This window comes from Agrobacterium sp. CGMCC 11546 (assembly GCF_013365515.1).
Classification (GTDB): domain Bacteria; phylum Pseudomonadota; class Alphaproteobacteria; order Rhizobiales; family Rhizobiaceae; genus Agrobacterium; species Agrobacterium fabrum.
Window position 1 is genome coordinate 18,036 of the sequence record NZ_CP047388.1, and the last position, 18,807, is coordinate 36,842.

The window sequence follows — 18,807 nt, forward strand, 5'->3', positions numbered from 1 at the left end:
CCGCAATGGATCGACGGCGGCTGGTTCGAGTGGCGGCTAACGCGACATACTAAAAAGCCACGGGATGACAGTCAGTTGCATCTTAGGCTTAGCCGTATCTTCCTTTGAGAGGTTTGCGTCGGCCAGACTATTCGTTTGGCGTAAGACGCAACCCGAAGGTCGGTGTGGGGTCGTGCCGATCCAGCGGATATCAATGCCATATCGAGCGTGTCGGCGCCGTGCTGCGATTGGAAAATAAATGAGGATCACTCTCCTTGGACAATTTGGCTCGGGCAATTCCGGCAATGACGGATCGCTGGAAGCCATGCTCCTTTATCTGCGCAGGATGCGGCCCGATGCCGATCTCTTGTGTATCTGCGCAAGCCCGACAGTCGTAAGTGCGAAGTTCAACATTCGTTCGATGGGCGTTGGCGGCCCTCCCCTGACGAATCCGTGGATGAGGCAACTGGACAGGCTGCTCGGCAAGGTGCCTTCACGGCTGATGTTATTGGTCAGTTGCCTCTTTGGTTTCGACAAGGCTGACCTGATGATCATACCGGGGACCGGCATCCTCGACGATTTTCAGGAAAAGTGGTTCGGCTGGCCTTTTGTCGTATTTTGCTGGTGTCTCGTTGCACGCCTTCGTAACGCGCGGATCGCTTTCGTCAGCATCGGCGCCGGTCCGATGAAAAGCCGTCTCAGCCGCTGGTTCCTGCGCTCGGCAGCACAGATGGCCTCCTACCGCTCCTATCGGGACGATTTCTCCCTCAACTACATGAAAATGATCGGCGTTGACGTGTCGCGAGACCACCGTTACCCCGATATCGCTTTTGATCTTCCTGCGCCTGTTCCCCACCGCGAGAGGTCCGCCGACGGCGCAATGAGAATAGGTGTCGGCGTCATGGATTATCGCGGATGGCGTCACAACGATCCCGAGGCCAACAGGATTTACCAGACCTACATCCACAAGCTCTCGCAGCTTGTTAGCTGGTTGATCGGTGAAGGTCATCGTATCACGCTTTTGATGGGGGACGTTACGGATCGGGTCGCCTGCGCGGATCTGATGTTTCTGCTTAACGATATGCTCTTCGAGGATGAGATGTCGCAGATCGAGATCAGCTCGGCCGCAACGCTGCGCGATATCATGCTGCAGATGGCAGCAATCGATCTGGCCGTGGTGTCGAGATACCACGGAGTGGTCTGCTCGCTGAAACTTGGAAATCCGACGATATCAATAGGTTACGCCCGCAAGTTCGACGATCTTATGAATGATTTCGACCAGGAGAAATTTGTCCGGCACATCGACACGTTCGAAGTCGAGGACGTTATCGAGCTGGTGAAGGAAATACTTGCTGGGGCCGATGCGGTGAGGCAGCGGATTGCCCACGCCAATGAACGATTCAAGCGCCAGCTCGCCGAGCAGGAGGCCCTACTCGGCCGGGAATTTCTTTTAACGGATATCGTCGCAACGCCGCAGGGCGTTACGCCTTAGGCACGCACTATCCCCGCAAGCTAATGCTTTCGGCGTAATACCGAGGCGCTTTAACATTCGATTGGAGTAGACCGCCCACTGTCGCATGCCCTTCGGGAAACATTTTCCAAACCGCCTGCACCTACGGATCGGGCTGCCATCCCAATGGTCAGATTTTCAAGGTTCAAGTCCGCACTCTAGATTTGACGCTACCGTCGACTATCAGCGACGCTGTCGGAGCCTTTCGATGCACAAAGTCCGCCGTGCCTTTTTCATGGCCATGCTGGAACAGCACCTCGGAATTGCGATCAATTTCGCTCTGATCGCGATCATGTCGAGACTACTCTCGCCTGCGGAAGTGGGCTTCGCCGTTATCGGCTACGGGGTGACGGCGGTCATCTTCGCCTTTCGCGAATTCGTTTCGTCCGACTTCCTCATTCAGCTCGATGTCGTTGAACGCGATGACATAAACACATCGCTTACGCTGCTGCTTCTGGTCAGCGGTATTCTCGGGGTCGTTCTTTATCTGTGCGGACCGTATCTGGCGCTTTTCTACCACCAGCCCGGTCTCCAGCACTATCTTGTCCTCGCAATAGCCGCCGTCATGGCCGAAAGCCTTGGCATGCCGGCGTTTTCCATGCTGCGTCGCCGGCTGGCCTTCGGCACCATCGCACGCGTCCGAACCATCGGTCTCGTCGTCATGGCTGTCGTGACGATCTTCGCTGCCAGAAATGGATGGGGCTTCGTCAGTTTTGCTCTTGGCCTGCTCGTCGGCAACAGCGTTGCCAGCGCTCTTGCCGCCTATGCCGATCCGGCCCAGCGGTCAGCACGCCTCTCGCTCAAGTCGTGGCGCCGTATGGCCGAATTCGGCCGTTACAGGGGCGCTGCCACCATCGTCGACAAATTATACGAGTCCCTGCCGCAACTGGTGCTCGGCTTTGCCATGACACCGACCGCGGTTGCGATCTACAATCGCGCCAATACCGTCTGCTCCATTCCCGATCGCATTTTCCTTTCGGCAATCTTTTCCTTCGCCTTTCCGGCGCTCGCCGCAGAAGTTCGCGAAGGTGGCGACGTGCGTAGGTCCTATCTGCGCGCCCTCAGTTACATCACCGTGCTCTATTGGCCGTCACTGATCATGGTCGCCATCCTCGCCGATCCCATCGTGCGCCTTGCACTGGGAGACCAGTGGCTTGCCGCCGTACCAATCACCCGGATCCTCGCGCTTGCCTCGATTTTCTGGTTTCCAATGGTGCTGACAACGCCGCTGCTGATCGCCCTCAACGCCAACCGCGAAGCGTTCCTCGGCAATTTCGTCTGCCGCAGCGTTTCGGCAATTGTGCTCTGCTCCGCGAGCTTCTTCGGCCTGACCGCAGTCGCGCTGAGCCAGTTCGTCACATTGCCCTTCCAGATGCTCATCGCCTTCTATCTGGTCAGGCGCCATGCGCACTTCAAATTACCCGAACTGTTCGCAGCCATCGGGCCAAGTGCCAGCGTGACCTTTGCCGCGATTGCGGGGCCGCTCGCCATATCCGCCTGGATGGGCTTCCGCTTCGATTACTCCCTCGCCCAGGCTGGCGGCGCCGTCCTTCTTTCGGTGACGGGCTGGGCCGCCTGCCTGTTTCTTCTGCGCCACCCGCTCCTCAGCGAAATACGTTCGACCCTCGATGCTTTCACCGGTCGTCTGCGTAAAGTCGGCAAACCTGCTGGACCGGCTTCCATTCCCGACACCGTCGTTTCAGCGGCGGTCGAGCCATGAGCAGTATCGACATCGTCATTCCCAACTACAATTACGGTCGCTTTCTCAAGGGATGCGTAGAAAGCGTCCTTGGCCAGAACATCGCCGACATGCGCATCCTCATCATCGACAATGCCTCTACAGACGATAGTGTTGCGATCTCCCGGTCTCTCGCGGCAGCAAATCCGCGTATCGAAACGAGCCTGCGCGCAAGGAACCTCGGCGGTCACGCGTCTTTCAACGCAGGCATCGATTGGGCGCGGGCGGATTATTTCGCGATCATCTGCGCCGACGATGTCCTGTCGCCCGGGGCTCTGGCCCGCGCAATGGAAGCGCTTGACAATAATCCCGGCGCGCACATGGCCTTCGGCCGCACCGCCTTCTTTCGCAACGACGCCGAAATAGCATCAGGCCTCCACAGCGATGCCGATGGTATGCGGCTTCATCGCGGGATGGACTTCATCGCCAACATCTGTGCGACGGGACGCAGCCCGGTGCAAGGCCCACTCGCGGTTACCAGAACGCACATTCAGCAACATGCCGGACATTACCGGCCAGCACTGCGCCACACCGACGATGTCGAGATGTGGATGCGGCTCGCGGTGCTAGGCGACATCGTCGAACTTGACGCCGTGCAGAATTTCACCCGCATCCACGGCGCCAACCAGTCGGCCATCCTTGATAACGTGCTTGCCTGGAATACCGAAATCGAAGCCGCGCTCGAAAGCTTCTTCGGCAACGAAGGGGCTTTGCTTGCCGATGCCAAGACCCTGCTCCGGCGCGGCCGCGCGAGCCTGAGCGACCGCGCCTATTGGTGTGCGCTTTCCAATCTGGTCCGGCGCAGGCCTGGCGCGGGTGCCCTCCTTGCACAGGCTTTCCGCCTGAGACCCGCTTCAGCGCTTCTACCACCGATAAGTTATCTTATGCGACGACCCGATGCGCTGCACCGCATTCGTGCAGCGATCGCCCGCCGATAGCTGTCGACCGACCAAATTTTCGATGACAAAGGCCTATTCTTCGGCATTCAGGACAAGCCGCAACAATGCCGGCAACGAAGCGGATTTCGTACGGCGCATGATTGAAGCACGGTGATTCTCGACGGTGCGCTGACTAAGCTTCAGATCGGCTGCAATAATCTTGTTGGCCTGCCCCTGGACAATACGGTCAAGGATCTGCCGTTGCTTGCGCGTCAGCGTCGCCAGGGTGGCGCGCGCCGCTTCACGCCGTTCCTCGCGCTCGTTCGCATCACGCGAACGATCAAGGGCCGACCGAACGCTCCGATACAGTTCCTGGTAAGAAATCGGCTTCTCGATGAAATCGGCCGCTCCGTATCGCATCGCATCGATTGCCATACGCACATCGCTGTGACCCGTGATCACAATGACCGGAAACCGATGCTGTCTTTCTTTCAGCAGGCGTAGCAACTCCATGCCGACCATGCCCGGCAGATACGCATCGACAAGCAGACAGCCTGATCTGTCCGGCTTGTAATCTGCAATATACTCTTCGGCCGAAACATAGGTTGCGACCGTCCAGCCCTCGCCTTCGAAAAGAGCCCGCAAGTGGTCCCGGATGTCTTTCTCGTCGTCAATGATTTCGATGAGCCGGCCCGTCATCGGCTCCATATCTTCAAGTTCGCTTACGTGCTCCGCCCTCTCGCCGGTTTGGCGAACGACCAGGGTCTCGACCACCTGCACGACGTCTTTGAGTTTCACCGGCTTGTGCAGATAGGGTATTTCGTGCTGCGCAAAAGTCGTCAGGGCCTTGCTGGAAATATCGCCTGTGAGAATGAGCGCCGGAACATTTCGGCGGAGCGCCTGCCGGATATCTTCAATCGCAGCAATGCCATTCCCGCCGGTAGGGAAATTGTAGTCCGCGAGAATGACGTCGGGCTTGAACTGCAGTCCGCGAACGATCGCGAGCGCTTCGGCACCCGTTGAGGTCGCAGCGACCACATACCCAGACTGCTCAAGGCCCATCTTGAGAAGATCGCGCATGCCGTTTTCGTCCTCGATGATCAAAACCGAGGCAGACGACAGGGCGGTCGTGTGATGCGGACGGCCATCCACCGGCGCACGAAGTGGCACAAGCGGCTGACCTGCCGGTGCCTGATCGATCTCGATCATGAATACGGAACCTTTATGCAATCGCGATCGCACCGCTACCCTCAATTCGAGGAGCTCGCTGAGCCGCTTGACGATCGACAATCCCAGCCCCAAACCACGGTCTTCCGTTCCAGCAGACGCATCGAGCTGGAGGTATTCCTGGAAAACATCCTCGATTTGGCTCTCGGGAATACCGATGCCAGTGTCCCACACTTCGAACCGAACCTTCGTACCACGCCGGCGACAGCCGACCAGAATTTTGCCGCTGGTCGTATATTTCAGCGCATTGGATAGAAGGTTACGAACGATCTGCTCGAACAGACGCGGATCAGTGCGAACGGCGAGGCTGGACGGCACGACATGGAGTTGCAGCCCGGCGGCGCGAGCGGGATAATAAAACTCCTTGAAGAGCAGTCCCAGAAGGTTGCCTATTGCAAAGTTCACGACCTGCGGTTCCACCATGCCAGCTTCTATCTGGTTGATGTCGAGAAGGGAGTCGAGCATGCCCGACATCGAGGACAGCGTTTCCTCCATCCTCTGAACGAAAGTGCGCGCCCGCCCTTCGCCCACGCTCCTCTCCAAAAGCCCCTGCAACAGTTTCAGGGTTTGCAGCGGCTGACGCAGATCGTGGCTTGCCGCAGACAGGAATCGCGACTTGGCCTCGGTCGCCCGCTCGGCGGATTTCTTTGCAGCTTCCCTGCTCTCGGCAGCCTGTTTCTGGGCGCTCACATCGATGAAGGTGATGACGACCCCGTCGACGGTCTTGCTCTCGCCGCGATAGGGTTTGACGCGGCGGACATACCATCGACCGTCAGATCCTCCTATTTCCCTGTCGATTGTATTGCCGTCGTGGAGGGTCGCCATGGCATCGGTTTGAAGCGTACCGTCGCCGTCGAAGCCGCTGAGGTCTGAAAGGGGACGGCCCACATCGGACAATATGATGTGGAATACTGACCGAGTGGCTGGTGTGAAGAACCGTATACGAAGACTGGAATCCAGAAAAAGCGTCGGGACATCGGTACTATACAGGACGTTTTGCAGATCGTTGGAAACCGCGCGCTGGCGCTCCAGTGCTTCGTGCAATTGATTGTTGAGGGCTGTCAGTTCTTCGTTGAGGGATTGCAGTTCCTCTTTCGAAGTGACGAGTTCCCCATTCATCGACTGATCCTTAGCATTCAGTCCACTCGATGAAGATCCGACACCGACACTCGGGAATGCCTTAGCATGCGCTGCTTCCCGTGATCCGGGCAGCGGACCGGTGTCCGCCTCGAAAGCGGAGGGAACCTTGTGACTGTCATCGCCGCCTTCCGCCATGTTACTCTCGTAAAAATTGGCACACGTTCCAAACAGAAATCGACCCTCGCAAAGCGCCGGGTATGGAGGGTCAACGAAGTCTTGAAAACAGCCTTCACGGCCTTGAGATCATTCGTCAGGGATATATATTCCACCGTGCTCCGTCATAAGAGGAATATACGGGTACAGTGTGTCCAATCGTCTTGAGACGCAGCTTCAGAATGCGTTGAACACGCATAGGTTGCCGACATCACAAACAAATGGACCGAAGGCGGATAATAAATCAATCCGGCCGCGATTATAATTCATCCATTATAATTAGTGGTAGCCTACAAAAAACGACGACGGCCTGACAGACATTATATTTCAAGCAGTTCGCGCGTGTCTGCTTGTCTGTTCACATCATGCCTGATTGAACACTGCCTCGAAATCACAATCGAAAGTGAGTAATTTCCGAACCTTTTCTAGTTGTGATACTCCATTGTACGATGCCCTGATAGAAATTCGGGTAGTGCCACGTCTGTTGCTTTCTGGCCGACATTGAATCTCGAAAAATCCAGACCGCAATTCAGATTGTGTCTTTCCGAAGTTCCCGATTGACAACGACGTGACGGGTTGCCCCTCCAACGTCCGTTGTGGCGACTCGTAAAAAGAAACTCTTCGGTTGCGTCTCTGCCAAGCCAGGCAGATCCGCAAGCACGCTTTAGCGCGGATAGGACATACCATGCTGACGTCAGTTCCCAATAATGGATACAGCCCATTATCACCGAACTTTCATGTGATTGCGCATTCGAAACCTATGGAAACTTCGGTCAAAAAGCTGGCGATCATCGACGACCGGGCGCTTGACCGTGAGTGTCTGGCTCAGAGCCTGATCGCATATGGCCTTGATATGGAAGTCGAACTGTTTTCATCACTCGACGACTGGAGGCATGCCCCGAACGGACATCATAGCGGCATTCTGGTCAACGTCGGACGCAGCGATTTTTGCGATGACGTATCCCTTCATGAGCTGCGGGAATTTATTGCCGATTACCCTTATCTGCCGGTCGTCATTCTTGCGGAAAACCGCGATCTGCGCCAGGTCATGAGGGCGTTTGACGCAGGCGTGCGGGGATACATCTCCTCGTCAATAGGACTGGCGGTATGCGTGGGCGCCATCTCACTTGCATTGGCGGGTGGCGCTTTCGTGTCAGCTGAAAATCTGAGCGATCTCAGGCAGTTGCTCGTGGTTGCAGAAGACAAGGAACGTCAGCGCACGGCAATGTTCACCCAACGTGAGGTCGATGTCATCAACGCGCTCACGCAAGGCAAGCCAAACAAGATCATCGCCTATGAACTCAATCTTCGTGAAAGCACCGTAAAGGTGCATATTCGCAATATCATGAAGAAAGTCGACGCTAAAAACCGAACGGAAGTGATCTTTAAAATATCCGATCTTTTCAAAAACTAACATCAGGTGTCGTGAAGCGAACCTGTTTAAAATCCATGATCGCCTGCGGGTGTCGGGCCCGCACGATGCAAACGCATTGGAGCGATTATGACAAGAAGGTTGTACATCTCCTCTAAGCCTTTCGGCTAGCATTCCAAGCATAAAGACCGGGTAACGGGCACGGAGCCGGATACGGTAATCTCTGGTCATTGGACATATGGACCCGGGATTTCGCCATGCAAACTTTCGTCGAAAATTTCGAAAACTCGGATCGACTGCGCCAGCGCGCCCGCAACGTCATACCGGGCGGCGCGCATACCTATGCAAAGGGTGACGACCAGTACCCTGTTCTGTCTCCCGGATTCATTGAAAGGGGATATGGCTGCCATGTCTGGGATGTCGATGGAAATGAATATATCGAATACGGCATGGGTAATCGGGCGGTCGGCCTTGGCCATGCCTATGCCGACGTCGTAGAGGCGGCGCGTGCGGAACTATACCGTGGCTGCAACTTCACGCGCCCTTCAAAGATCGAGGTGGATTGCGCATCGACCTTTCTCGATACGGTCCAGACCGCCGAAATGGTCAAATTCTGCAAGAACGGTTCTGATGCGACATCCGCCGCGATACGACTTGCACGCGCCGTTACCGGCCGCGACCTGATCGCGCGCTGCAGCGACCACCCGTTTTTCTCGACCGACGACTGGTTCATCGGGACAACGGAAATGAATGCGGGCATTCCCGAGGCGATCCAGAATCTGGTCCTTGGCTTCAACTACAATGATCTGGCCGGTGCGCGCAGTCTGTTTGACCGCTTTAAGGGTCGCATAGCCGCCTTCATCCTGGAGCCGTCGCGCGGTGATCCGCCTCGGGACCAGTTTCTTCACAAACTCCAGAAGCTTTGCCACGAAAACGGCGCGCTTTTCATTCTCGACGAAATGATCACCGGCTTCCGATGGGATGCGGGGGGCGCGCAGAAGACATATGACATCGTCCCCGATCTATCCTGTTTCGGCAAGGCGCTGGGGAATGGCTTTTCTATTTCCGCACTTGCCGGCAAGCGCGAGTTCATGGAACGGGGCGGTATCGATCAAACCGATGCCCCACGCGTCTTCCTGCTTTCGACGACGCATGGCGCAGAAACGCATGCGATGGCGGCGGCCATCGCAACCATGAAAGTTTACACGCATGAACCCGTGGTCCCACATCTGGTCCGACAGGGAAATTCGCTGCGCGCCGCCATCAGCCAGATCGCAATTGCGCACGGGCTCGATTCCTACTTCGGCATCCAGGGCCATTCCGCCTGCCTCAGCTACTTCACGCTAGACCAGACCGGAAAGCCGTCTCAGGCCTTTCGATCGCTCTTTCTGCAGGAAACCATCCGTCGCGGCCTTCTCGCACCGTCTCTCGTTGTAAGCTACACGCATGAGGACGAGGATATAGCCAAAACGCTTGATGCCATCGATGGAGCGCTCGTCGTCTACCGTAAAGCGCTGGAATACGGCGTCGACAAATTCCTGACGGGACGCCCATCCGATGTCGTCTTCCGGCGTTTCAACGGCAACGCGCAGCATCAGGCCAGCCATGGGCTGGTCATGGCCGACATGCCCGAATTATCGGAAAGCATCCGAAAGCCTTAACCGGCCGGGGCACCTAGACCGTTCGCATTATCGCTACAGCCGCTTTGCGCGGTGCATCGATATCGCCTGAAAAGATACGCTCATCGCAATCGAAAATGGATTTTGAGGGGAAGTTTCATGCACGTTCTGGTCACCGGGCATCGCGGATACATCGGCTCCGTCATGGTACCCATCCTGCGAAAGGCGGGTCACGACGTATACGGCTATGACACTGAATTCTACCATCGCTGCGCTTATGTTCCAGGTGGACCCTTGCCGCAGGTTCCCGGCGTCTGCAAGGACATCCGCGATATCACGCCTGCGGATATGGAGGGTTTCGACGCTGTCATTCACCTTGCAGCGCTGTCAAACGATCCGCTGAGCAATCTCAATCCGGAAATTACCTATGAGATCAATTACCGCGGCAGCGTTCGGGCGGCGCAGGCGGCAAAGCAGGCGGGCGTCAAGCGTTTCATCTTCGCCTCGTCATGCAGCAATTACGGCGCCGCTGGCGAGGGACTGGTCAACGAGACGGCAGAGCTGAAACCGGTATCGGCCTATGGCACGTCCAAGGTCTTGGCGGAGCGGGAGATTGCAAGCCTCGCGAGCCCCGGCTTCTCACCGGTCTATATGCGCCCGGCAACCGCATATGGCCTTTCGCCCATGCTACGTTTCGATATCGTCCTCAATAACCTGACCGCTTGGGCGGTGACGGAAGGACTGATTCTCCTCAAATCCGACGGATCGCCCTGGCGTCCAATCGTTCACATCGAGGATATTTCACGCGCCTTTCTGGCCGCGCTCGAAGCGCCGACCGATGCCATACACAATCAGGCTTTCAACGTCGGACAGGATGCGCACAACTATCAGATCAGGGAGATCGCCGAAATCGTCGCTCTCACGGTGCCCGGATGCCGGCTGCAATATGCGAGCGATGCAAGCCCCGATACCCGTTCCTACCGCGTCGATTTCGGCAAGATCGCCCGTGCGCTTCCGGCGTTCAAACCGACATGGACGGCGGCCGCAGGTGCCGAGCAACTCTACCGGGCCTACAAGAGCGCCGGCCTGACAATGGCCGAATTCGAGGGACCGCACTATCAGCGGATCGGCCAACTCCAAAAGCTGATCGGGGACAAGGATATCGACATCAACCTGCGCCGCCCCATGGCCGCGCCGCGCCAGAACGCCGATATTGCGGCATCGGTTTAAACAGGAGGCCCGGATGGGCAAGATGGAGCCTGGTGCAAAGCTGACAGGTGATGCATGGAGAGAGGCAGGTATCGGCCAGACTATTCATGACCTGGCTTCCCGCCTCTTTCCGATCTGTCGCAGCATCACCGGCAAAGGCGTGCGCGACACCATCGATATTCTTAAAGACTATATCGATATCGAGCAGCGCGCCGTCCCAAGCGGGACGCGGGTTTTCGACTGGACGGTGCCCCAGGAATGGAACGTCCGGGACGCCTATGTGAAGAACGCGGCGGGACGCAAGGTGATCGATTTTCAAATGTCGAACCTGCATCTCATGAACTACAGCATCCCGCAACGTCGCGTGATGCCGCTGGCCGAACTGCAACCGCATATCCATACCTTGCCGGCACAACCCGATCTCATTCCTTACAAAACGGCCTATTACACGGATGCCTGGGGCTTCTGCATGGCGCATCACGACTTCCTCAAGCTCGAGGAAGGCGACTATGAAGTTGTCATCGACACCGAAAAGACGTCAGGCAATCTGTTCTACGGCGAATATCTGCATCGCGGAAAAAACGCCAAAGAGGTGCTTCTCTTCGCGCATATCTGTCATCCGTCGCTCGCAAACGACAATTGTTCCGGCCTTGCATTGCTGACATGTCTTGCCGCCGGCCTGAAAAGCAGGTCGACATATTACAGCTATAGGTTCGTCTTTGCGCCCGGAACGATCGGCTCCCTGTCGTGGCTTGCGCGGAACGAAGAAGGGATATCGAACATCGCGCAGGGTCTTGTGGTGTCTTGCATTGGCGACGGGGGTGGGCCGAACTACAAGCGCAGCCGCCGGGGAGATGCGCTGATCGACCGGATAGCCGCCTGCACGCGCTGCGGAGAGGATCGCAAACATCTGGAAATCGCCGATTTCAGCCCCTATGGCTATGATGAGCGTCAATTCTGTTCGCCAGGCTTTAATCTGCCGGTCGGACTGCTGCAGAGAAGCGCTTTCGGAACCTTTCCCGAATATCACACCTCGGCCGACAATCTCGACTTCATCCGGCCCGAGCACCTCGACTCATCCTTTTGGATGATCATGGACATGATCGATGCTCTCGAAGACAACTGGACGCCGTTGAACCTTCGGCCCAAGGGCGAGCCGCAGCTCGGAAAATACGGGCTTTTCCCTGCGATCGGCGGCCATAAGACGAATGACGACCGCACCATGGCCTATCTCTGGATACTCAACCTCGCCGATGGCAATAACTCGCTAGTCGATATTGCCGAGAGGTCGAAAATGCCGTTCGTGGATATTGCGAGCGCTGCCGACAGGCTGCTCGAGGCGGGCCTCGTCTCGAACCTCGGTGTCCAGACGCGCTAGACCTTCATTGCCAGGCCGGCCAACCGAGATCCTTTTCAGATATAACGGAGGCTGGCGCAGGCCATTCAACACCGATCGCCGGTTCGTCATGGCGGATCCCCGCCGCGCTCGCCTCGGCATAGGGCACCGAAATCAGATAGGACACAGCCACGTCGTCGCTGAGCGACTGGAAACCGTGCGCAAAACCCTCGGGAATGTAGAACTGTGCGCCATTATCGGCTGACAACACCGTACCAACCCACTGAAGATAGGTCGGCGAGCCGCGTCGCAGATCGACGGCGACATCCCATATCGACCCTTTGACGCAGGAAACCAGCTTGGTCTCCTGATGCGGCGGCCGCTGGAAATGCAACCCTCGTATGGTGTGCTTGAGCTTTGACAGCGAGAGGCTGTGCTGACTGAAATCAGACACCAGCGCGTTGCTCTCAAATTCACGCTTGCAGAATGTCCTTGCAAACGAGCCGCGACTGTCCCGGACAGGTATCGTATTGACGACCAAAAGCCCCTCGATCTTCGTCTTCTCAAACAGCATTCGGCGCTCCTGATGCAACCCGTATCCAAGAAGGATTCTGCGCCATTTCAGCGGCGCTGGAATACATCCATAGGCAGCAGCATACCTTGAAGGCGGGCTGGCAATTAAGTCACCCTTTCGGTTACCCAGACCGACAGCTGGAAGCCCATTTTCGCGGATATTCCTGTCAACCTACGGCTTATGGATGACGTTTTCGAGCCGAATGCAGTATCGTCACCCACCCTGATCCATAGTATTTTTTCCTTCTAATAAAAGAATTTTCTGAAATTAACTCAACGACACCGCGAAAATCAGGGGGCGTCCGATGAATAATGAGGCGGTTTTTTCTGCAAGACTGAGCTCGACGCAACATGTCGGGCTTTGCCGTCTTTGCAACTCGCCATTGGTGCATACCTTCGTCGATCTGGGAATGTCTCCGCCCTGCGAAAGCTTCGTTGCAGCTGATGCAGCCAACGACGTCGAGCCATTTTATCCGCTCCATGCATTTGTCTGCGACGAGTGCTTCCTCGTCCAGCTTCAGGAATATGTCGCCCCTGAGAACATTTTCACGGAATACGCGTATTTCTCTTCATTCTCGGACAGTTGGGTCGCTCACGCAAAGCGTTATTGCGACATGGTCATCGAGCGCTTCGCGCTTGGCCAGTCCAGTTTCGTTGTCGAGCTTGCCAGCAACGACGGTTACCTGCTGCAGCATTTCCTGACCAGCAACATCCCGATGCTCGGAATTGAACCGGCGGTCAACGTCGCGAAGGTGGCGATCGGGAAAGGTATTCCGACGCTGACGGAATTTTTCAACGAGGCTCTGGCGACCGATATGGCGGCCAGGGGGCAAAGGGCCGATCTCATCATCGGCAACAATGTCCTCGCGCAGGTGCCTGATATCAACGATTTCGTTGCCGGTATGAAAACCCTGCTCAAGCCTGAAGGCGTCATCACCCTCGAGTTTCCGCACATCGAAAAGCTTATCGCGGAAAACCAGTTCGACACCATCTATCACGAGCACTTTTCCTACTTCTCATTGCTGACAATAGAAAAAATGGCCCGTCGTCATGGGCTCAAGGTTTTCGATGTCGAAGAGATCCCCACACATGGCGGTTCACTGCGAGTCTTTTTCTCACACGAAGACAGCAGGTTTCCGCGTGAAGCCCGCGTGGATAGCCTCCTCGCACGGGAGTTGAATGCCGGGCTTGACAAGATCGAGACCTATACGGCGTTCGCCGAAGCCGTGCGCCAGACCAAGCGAAACCTCCTGTCCTTCCTCATCCGCCTCAAGGAGATGCGCAAATCGATCTGCGCCTATGGCGCACCGGGGAAAGGCAACACGCTGCTGAACTATTGCGGCATAGGTACCGATTTCATCGATTTCGCAGTCGATCGCAATCCTTACAAACATGGTCGTCTCACGCCGGGAATGCATATCCCGATCCGGCCCGTCAGCGAAATCCCGAGCATGAAGCCGGACTACGTTCTCATTCTCCCCTGGAACCTGAAGAATGAGATCGTTGCGCAAATGAAAGACATCAGAAACTGGGGCGGGAAATTCATCGTTCCAATTCCCGACATATCCATCATTGATCCGAAGGAGTTGGTACAATGAAGGTCGTCTTGTTCTGTGGCGGCAGGGGTACCCGCATCAGGGAATATTCCGAAAGCGTCCCGAAACCGCTGATCCCGCTCGGGTCTCAGCCGATCATGCGGCATGTCATGCAATATTACGCCCGTTACGGGCATGAGGACTTCATCCTCTGCCTCGGCTACAAGGCGCATGTCATAAAAGAGTTCTTCCTGAACAGCCGGCCGGAAAGCTATGCCGATTGCGTCATATCAAGCCCCGGACGCGTGGAACTGCTTGAGGAACTGCCGAGAGACTGGCGCGTATCCCTGATCGATACGGGAATATGGCGCAACATAGGCGAGCGTCTCTGGGCCGTGCGTCATCATCTCAAAGGCGAGAAGATGTTCCTTGCCAATTATAGCGACGGCCTGACCGACGTCGATCTCGACGACATGATTGCCCAATTCGAAAAGAGCGACAAGCTCGCCTGCTTCCTCGCTGTCAGACCGCCCCTCACCTACCACCTGGCGGAGATCGACGAGAGCGGAAGGGTTCGGGAATTCCGATCGTCGGAAACATCCGACATGTGGATCAACGGCGGCTATTTCCTGATGCGGCCGGAGATTTTCGACTACATGCGCGAAGGTGAGGAACTCGTGCTGGAACCGTTTTCCAGGTTGATTTCCGAAGACAAATTGATGGCCTACAAGCATGAGGGCTTCTGGCGGTCAATGGATACGCTGCGCGACTGGCAGACGCTGGAGGCGATGGTCGAGCGTGGTGACATGCCATGGATTGGAGACGATGCGTCAATGGCACGCAAATCGTCAAACGCCAAGCTGCTGCCATGAAAAACATGTCCCTCGCCTCAGCCGGTGATCGACTGTCGATCCTTTGTCTTGGAGCTCATTCCGACGACATAGAGATCGGCGTCGGAGGCACAGTCCTCAGCCTGCTATCAAAGGGCGTGTTGCTGGATGTCTACTGGTGCGTCCTTAGTGCCGGCAACGAACGTGCCCTGGAGGCGCGCAGTTCCGCAGAATCTTTTCTGGCAAAAGCAGCATCCTACTCGATTGAGCTTGCATCGTTTCAGGACAGCTACTTCCCCTCGCAGAGCCGTGAGATCAAGTCATGGCTGCTGACGTTGCGCGACAAAGTCAGTCCCGACATCATATTCACACATAGCCGCGAGGACGCACACCAGGATCACCGCGAAATCAACAGGCTCACATCCAACATCTTCAGAAATCACCTGATTCTGGAATACGAAATCCCGAAATGGGACGGCGATTTCGGCAGGCGAAATGCCTACGTGCCGTTGAGCGAAGACGCGATGAACATGAAGGTCGAGCTTCTCCTGCAGCACTTTGGAACACAGAGATCGAAGGACTGGTTCGACGCGGATACCTTTCGGGGCCTGGCGCGGCTGCGGGGAATGGAATGCCGTGCGCCGACACGTTTTGCGGAAGCCTTTACCGTCAGAAAGCTCACATTCGCCTGAAGCAAGCGCAAGCTCGACGACGGTACGAAATAGACGTTTTTCGAAAATTCAACGAAACCAAAAACAATACAGGGGGCATTTTCGTCATGATCCGTAACCATCTCTCCGAGAACCCGCCGGAAGGCGCACCGCATCCGCAGGCCACAGCCAGTGCCGCCGGCTATATCGGCATCATAGATCGTCGCATGCTGGAGCGGGAATGCCTCGCCCATAGTCTCAACTATCAGTATGCGGACAGGTGCATCCTGACCTTCTCCAATCTCGGCGAATGGCAACAGGCGCGCGCGGAAATCGGCATGCCTGCGGCAGTTCTGGTCAGCGCCTGGCCCGGCCCGTCGGCGGAGACAAACCGCGAGCTTGCGGAGATTGTCGCTGCGGTCTCACCGGCCGCCGTCGTCGTGCTCTCCGATGATCAGGATATCAATACCATCCTCGATACGATCGCTCTTGGCGTGCGCGGCTATATATCGAGTTCCGTCAGCGTTGATGTCTGTGTCCAGGCGATCGGTCTTGCAATCGCGGGCGGGCGTTTCATCCCGGCAAGCAGCGTGATGAACATGAAAAGCCTGTTCGGCCTGACGGCACATGCGACCATACCGCCGATGAAATTCACAAGCCGTCAATCGGCTATTGCGGAAGCCTTGCGATGCGGCAAGGCGAACAAGGATATCGCTCAGGAACTGAACCTCTGTGAAAGCACCATAAAGGTGCATATCCGCAATATCATGAAGAAACTTGGAGCAACCAACCGCACGGAAGTTGCCTGCAAGATCGGCGACATGGGTTACGAGCACTAAACACACGCCATTCACCGACCGCTACCGAACGCCCCGCTCACAGCAGGAACCGTCATGATCCAGTCGTCATCATCTCCGGGTGAGCAGGAAGGTATTTCCCGCTTCATATCCATCCTGCGGGAGCGGCGCAGAGCCGTCTTCATCTGCTTTCTCGTCAGTTTCGCTGTCGCGGCAATCGGCTACGCGCGAACCCCGATCCGATACAAGGCCGAGGCAACTCTTGCGCTTGATGTCCGCAAGCTTCAGGCGCTCCCCACCGAATCCGTGGTCTCGCCGCTGCCTCAGGAAAGCCCGGTGCTTCGAACCGAACTCGATATCATCGGCTCGAGGTCCATGGCCGAACGGGTTCTCGTCATCCTGCGGAAAGATCGACTGCTGGAAGGGCGGCAAACCAACTCCGACCGGGCGAACACCGACGTGACCACGCTTGGTAACGACGCCGAGACGTCGAAAATGGTCGACAACCTCATGACCAATGTTCGTGTGATGAATGATGGCCGGTCGTATACAATTTACATCTCCTATTATGCCGGCGATCCGGCACTCGCCGCGAAAGTCGCCAATGCTTTCGGGGAAGCCTATATCGACTATCAGATCGACCTCCAGACAACCGCAACCCGGCGCGTCAGCGCGTGGCTCGGGGAGCGGCTGGTCAGTCTTCGGACGGCACTGGAGGAATCCGAACGTCAGGCATCGCAATTTCGCGAGAAATCCGGATTGATAAACACGGGTGGCCTCCCGTTGCAGTCGCAGCGTCTCTCAAGTCTGAATGTCGAGCTGACGACGCTACAGGCCAAGCTTGCGGGATCGAGGGCACGCCTGGCGACAGCGCTCGCATTGCAGAAAAGCGGCGATGGGCTGGGGATCACCGAAGTTCTGTCCTCACCAACGATCCAGCTTTTGAGGGCCGAGCAGGCAAGGGTCATCAGAGCCATTGCGCAGATCGATGAAAGCGGCGCCGTCATGAGCCCCGAGCGGCCGCAACTATCCTCCCAGCTCAGTTCGCTCAACAAGCAGATAGATTCAGAGATAGCGCAGATTATCGCTGCCTTGCGCAACGAGATCGAGGTCAACGAAAAACAGCGGCAGGAGGTTGAAGCCAGCCTCAATGATGTGCAACGCGCCATTTCCACGACGGATATGGCAATGGTTCAGTCCGGGCAACTCGACCGGGAAGCGGCGGCGAACCGCTCGATCTACGAGACATACCTCGCACGCTACAAGCAGACGATCGAGCAGGACGGTATCGCTACTGCCGAGGCACGGATCATATCGAGCGCCATGCCGTCCCGTAAGCCGACCAGTCCGGACGCGGGTCTGTGGGGCCTCGTTGCACTTCTTCTCGGTTGCAGCACCGGTTTGGCAACGGCTTTCATCCTGAATTTCACTGACCGGTCCGTTGGCTCCATCACATCTCTTCAACAGAAAACCGGACTTAACGTCATCGGCCGCATCCCGCGCATTTCCTTCGGAGAGTTCCAGAACAAGCCCGGGAAATTCAGCAGCGGCGCGGCGGATTTCTACAGCGCGTTTGCGGACCTCCAGACCCACCTACAGTTGGCCGAGAGCAAGGCGAAAGTGATCGCCTTCACTTCTTCGGCCGATGGGGAGGGCAAGACGTTCGTGATTGCCAACCTCGCAAGATCTCTTGCGATGAGCGGCGTGAAGCTGCTGCTGATCGACGCCAATCTGCGAAACCCGGCTCTCGGGGCGGAATTCGATGTGGGATCGACGTCGCATGTCGCCCAGGCAGTCAGCCATGAGGTGACTCTGGACGACATTATCCAGCGCGATCAGGCCTCCGGGGTCGACATCATCATCGCTGAGAAAAGCGATATGCCGCCAAATCTTATTCTTGGAAGCAAGCGCTTCGCCGGCCTGATTGTGGAGGCGAGACAGCGATACGAACTGATATTGATCGAGGCCCCATCCGTTGACCATGACCTCGACCTGTTGCGGATCGCCACCCTTTCGGACGCCGTCTCCTTCGTGGTCCGGCAGGATGTCGCCGATGGCACGGGCATGAAAAACGCCGTCATCAAGCTGCGGGTCGCGGGTCGGCCGATCACGGGCATCATCCTCAACGGAATACGACGCCCGAGAAAGCGTCAACCGCCGGTCTGGCCGAGGATTTTCCGGGACTGGAACCCTCATTTCAAGCTGCGCAAGCGGGCGACCAGTCTGCGCCCACCGGCTGTGGTTCATAACGAGAGGTGAAA

General features: G+C 56.7%; 14 protein-coding genes. 12 read left to right on the plus strand and 2 right to left on the minus strand.

Going from position 1 to position 18,807, the window contains the following annotated elements; all coding sequences use genetic code 11:
* Positions 1-238: 238 nt before the first annotated feature.
* The 3 genes from GSF67_RS15010 (at position 239) to GSF67_RS15020 (ending at position 4,165) form a co-directional block, all read left to right on the plus strand.
* Positions 239-1,471 carry a polysaccharide pyruvyl transferase family protein gene (locus GSF67_RS15010; RefSeq protein WP_006311459.1) on the plus strand — a complete coding sequence of 411 codons (1,233 nt, stop codon included), beginning with the start codon at positions 239-241 and terminating at the stop codon, positions 1,469-1,471.
* Positions 1,472-1,697: 226 nt separating this feature from the next.
* Positions 1,698-3,209 (plus strand): oligosaccharide flippase family protein, encoded by a 1,512-nt coding sequence (locus GSF67_RS15015; RefSeq protein ID WP_006311458.1) that lies wholly within the window; start codon positions 1,698-1,700, stop codon positions 3,207-3,209.
* The gene (locus GSF67_RS15020) at positions 3,206-4,165 is read left to right on the plus strand and encodes a glycosyltransferase family A protein (protein WP_006311457.1); all 960 of its coding nucleotides are present in this window, start codon (positions 3,206-3,208) and stop codon (positions 4,163-4,165) included. Before GSF67_RS15015 ends, GSF67_RS15020 begins: the two co-directional genes overlap by 4 nt.
* Positions 4,166-4,198: 33 nt before the next feature.
* Here the strand turns inward: GSF67_RS15020 and GSF67_RS15025 are convergent, their stop codons facing one another.
* Complete coding sequence (locus GSF67_RS15025; RefSeq protein WP_035214800.1) at positions 4,199-6,607, minus strand: response regulator; 2,409 nt, start codon at positions 6,605-6,607, stop codon at positions 4,199-4,201.
* A gap of 703 nt (positions 6,608-7,310) precedes the next feature.
* On the opposite strand from GSF67_RS15025, the gene GSF67_RS15030 reads away from it, so the two are divergent.
* From GSF67_RS15030 to GSF67_RS15045, 4 genes are all read left to right on the plus strand, one after another.
* Entirely contained in the window at positions 7,311-8,039 is a 729-nt protein-coding gene (locus GSF67_RS15030; protein WP_035214798.1) for a LuxR C-terminal-related transcriptional regulator, read from the plus strand.
* 215 nt (positions 8,040-8,254) lie between these two features.
* Positions 8,255-9,658, plus strand: coding sequence for a glutamate-1-semialdehyde 2,1-aminomutase (locus GSF67_RS15035; protein ID WP_006311454.1), 1,404 nt, complete (start codon positions 8,255-8,257; stop codon positions 9,656-9,658).
* A 117-nt stretch (positions 9,659-9,775) separates the two neighbouring features.
* Entirely contained in the window at positions 9,776-10,846 is a 1,071-nt protein-coding gene (locus tag GSF67_RS15040; RefSeq protein WP_006311453.1) for an NAD(P)-dependent oxidoreductase, read from the plus strand.
* A 13-nt stretch (positions 10,847-10,859) separates the two neighbouring features.
* Positions 10,860-12,203: a DUF4910 domain-containing protein gene (locus GSF67_RS15045; RefSeq protein ID WP_006311452.1), complete on the plus strand. Its 1,344-nt coding sequence runs from the start codon at positions 10,860-10,862 to the stop codon at positions 12,201-12,203.
* Positions 12,204-12,207: 4 nt separating this feature from the next.
* Here GSF67_RS15045 and rfbC read toward each other — a convergent pair whose 3' ends face one another.
* A complete protein-coding gene (gene rfbC, locus GSF67_RS15050; RefSeq protein ID WP_006311451.1) occupies positions 12,208-12,735 on the minus strand; it encodes a dTDP-4-dehydrorhamnose 3,5-epimerase in 528 nt (175 codons plus the stop codon).
* A gap of 304 nt (positions 12,736-13,039) precedes the next feature.
* On the opposite strand from rfbC, the gene GSF67_RS15055 reads away from it, so the two are divergent.
* The 5 genes from GSF67_RS15055 to GSF67_RS15075 all read left to right on the plus strand — a co-directional run bounded on the left by GSF67_RS15055 (position 13,040) and on the right by GSF67_RS15075 (position 18,805).
* The gene (locus GSF67_RS15055; protein WP_006311450.1) at positions 13,040-14,332 is read left to right on the plus strand and encodes a class I SAM-dependent methyltransferase; all 1,293 of its coding nucleotides are present in this window, start codon (positions 13,040-13,042) and stop codon (positions 14,330-14,332) included.
* Complete coding sequence (locus GSF67_RS15060; RefSeq protein ID WP_006311449.1) at positions 14,329-15,141, plus strand: glucose-1-phosphate cytidylyltransferase; 813 nt, start codon at positions 14,329-14,331, stop codon at positions 15,139-15,141. The genes GSF67_RS15055 and GSF67_RS15060 overlap by 4 nt, the downstream gene beginning before the upstream one ends.
* Positions 15,138-15,791 carry a PIG-L deacetylase family protein gene (locus tag GSF67_RS15065; RefSeq protein ID WP_006311448.1) on the plus strand — a complete coding sequence of 218 codons (654 nt, stop codon included), beginning with the start codon at positions 15,138-15,140 and terminating at the stop codon, positions 15,789-15,791. The genes GSF67_RS15060 and GSF67_RS15065 overlap by 4 nt, the downstream gene beginning before the upstream one ends.
* Positions 15,792-15,877: 86 nt before the next feature.
* Entirely contained in the window at positions 15,878-16,588 is a 711-nt protein-coding gene (locus GSF67_RS15070; protein WP_006311447.1) for a response regulator transcription factor, read from the plus strand.
* Between the two features lie 54 nt (positions 16,589-16,642).
* A complete protein-coding gene (locus GSF67_RS15075; RefSeq protein WP_006311446.1) occupies positions 16,643-18,805 on the plus strand; it encodes a polysaccharide biosynthesis tyrosine autokinase in 2,163 nt (720 codons plus the stop codon).
* The last annotated feature ends 2 nt before the right edge of the window (positions 18,806-18,807 follow it).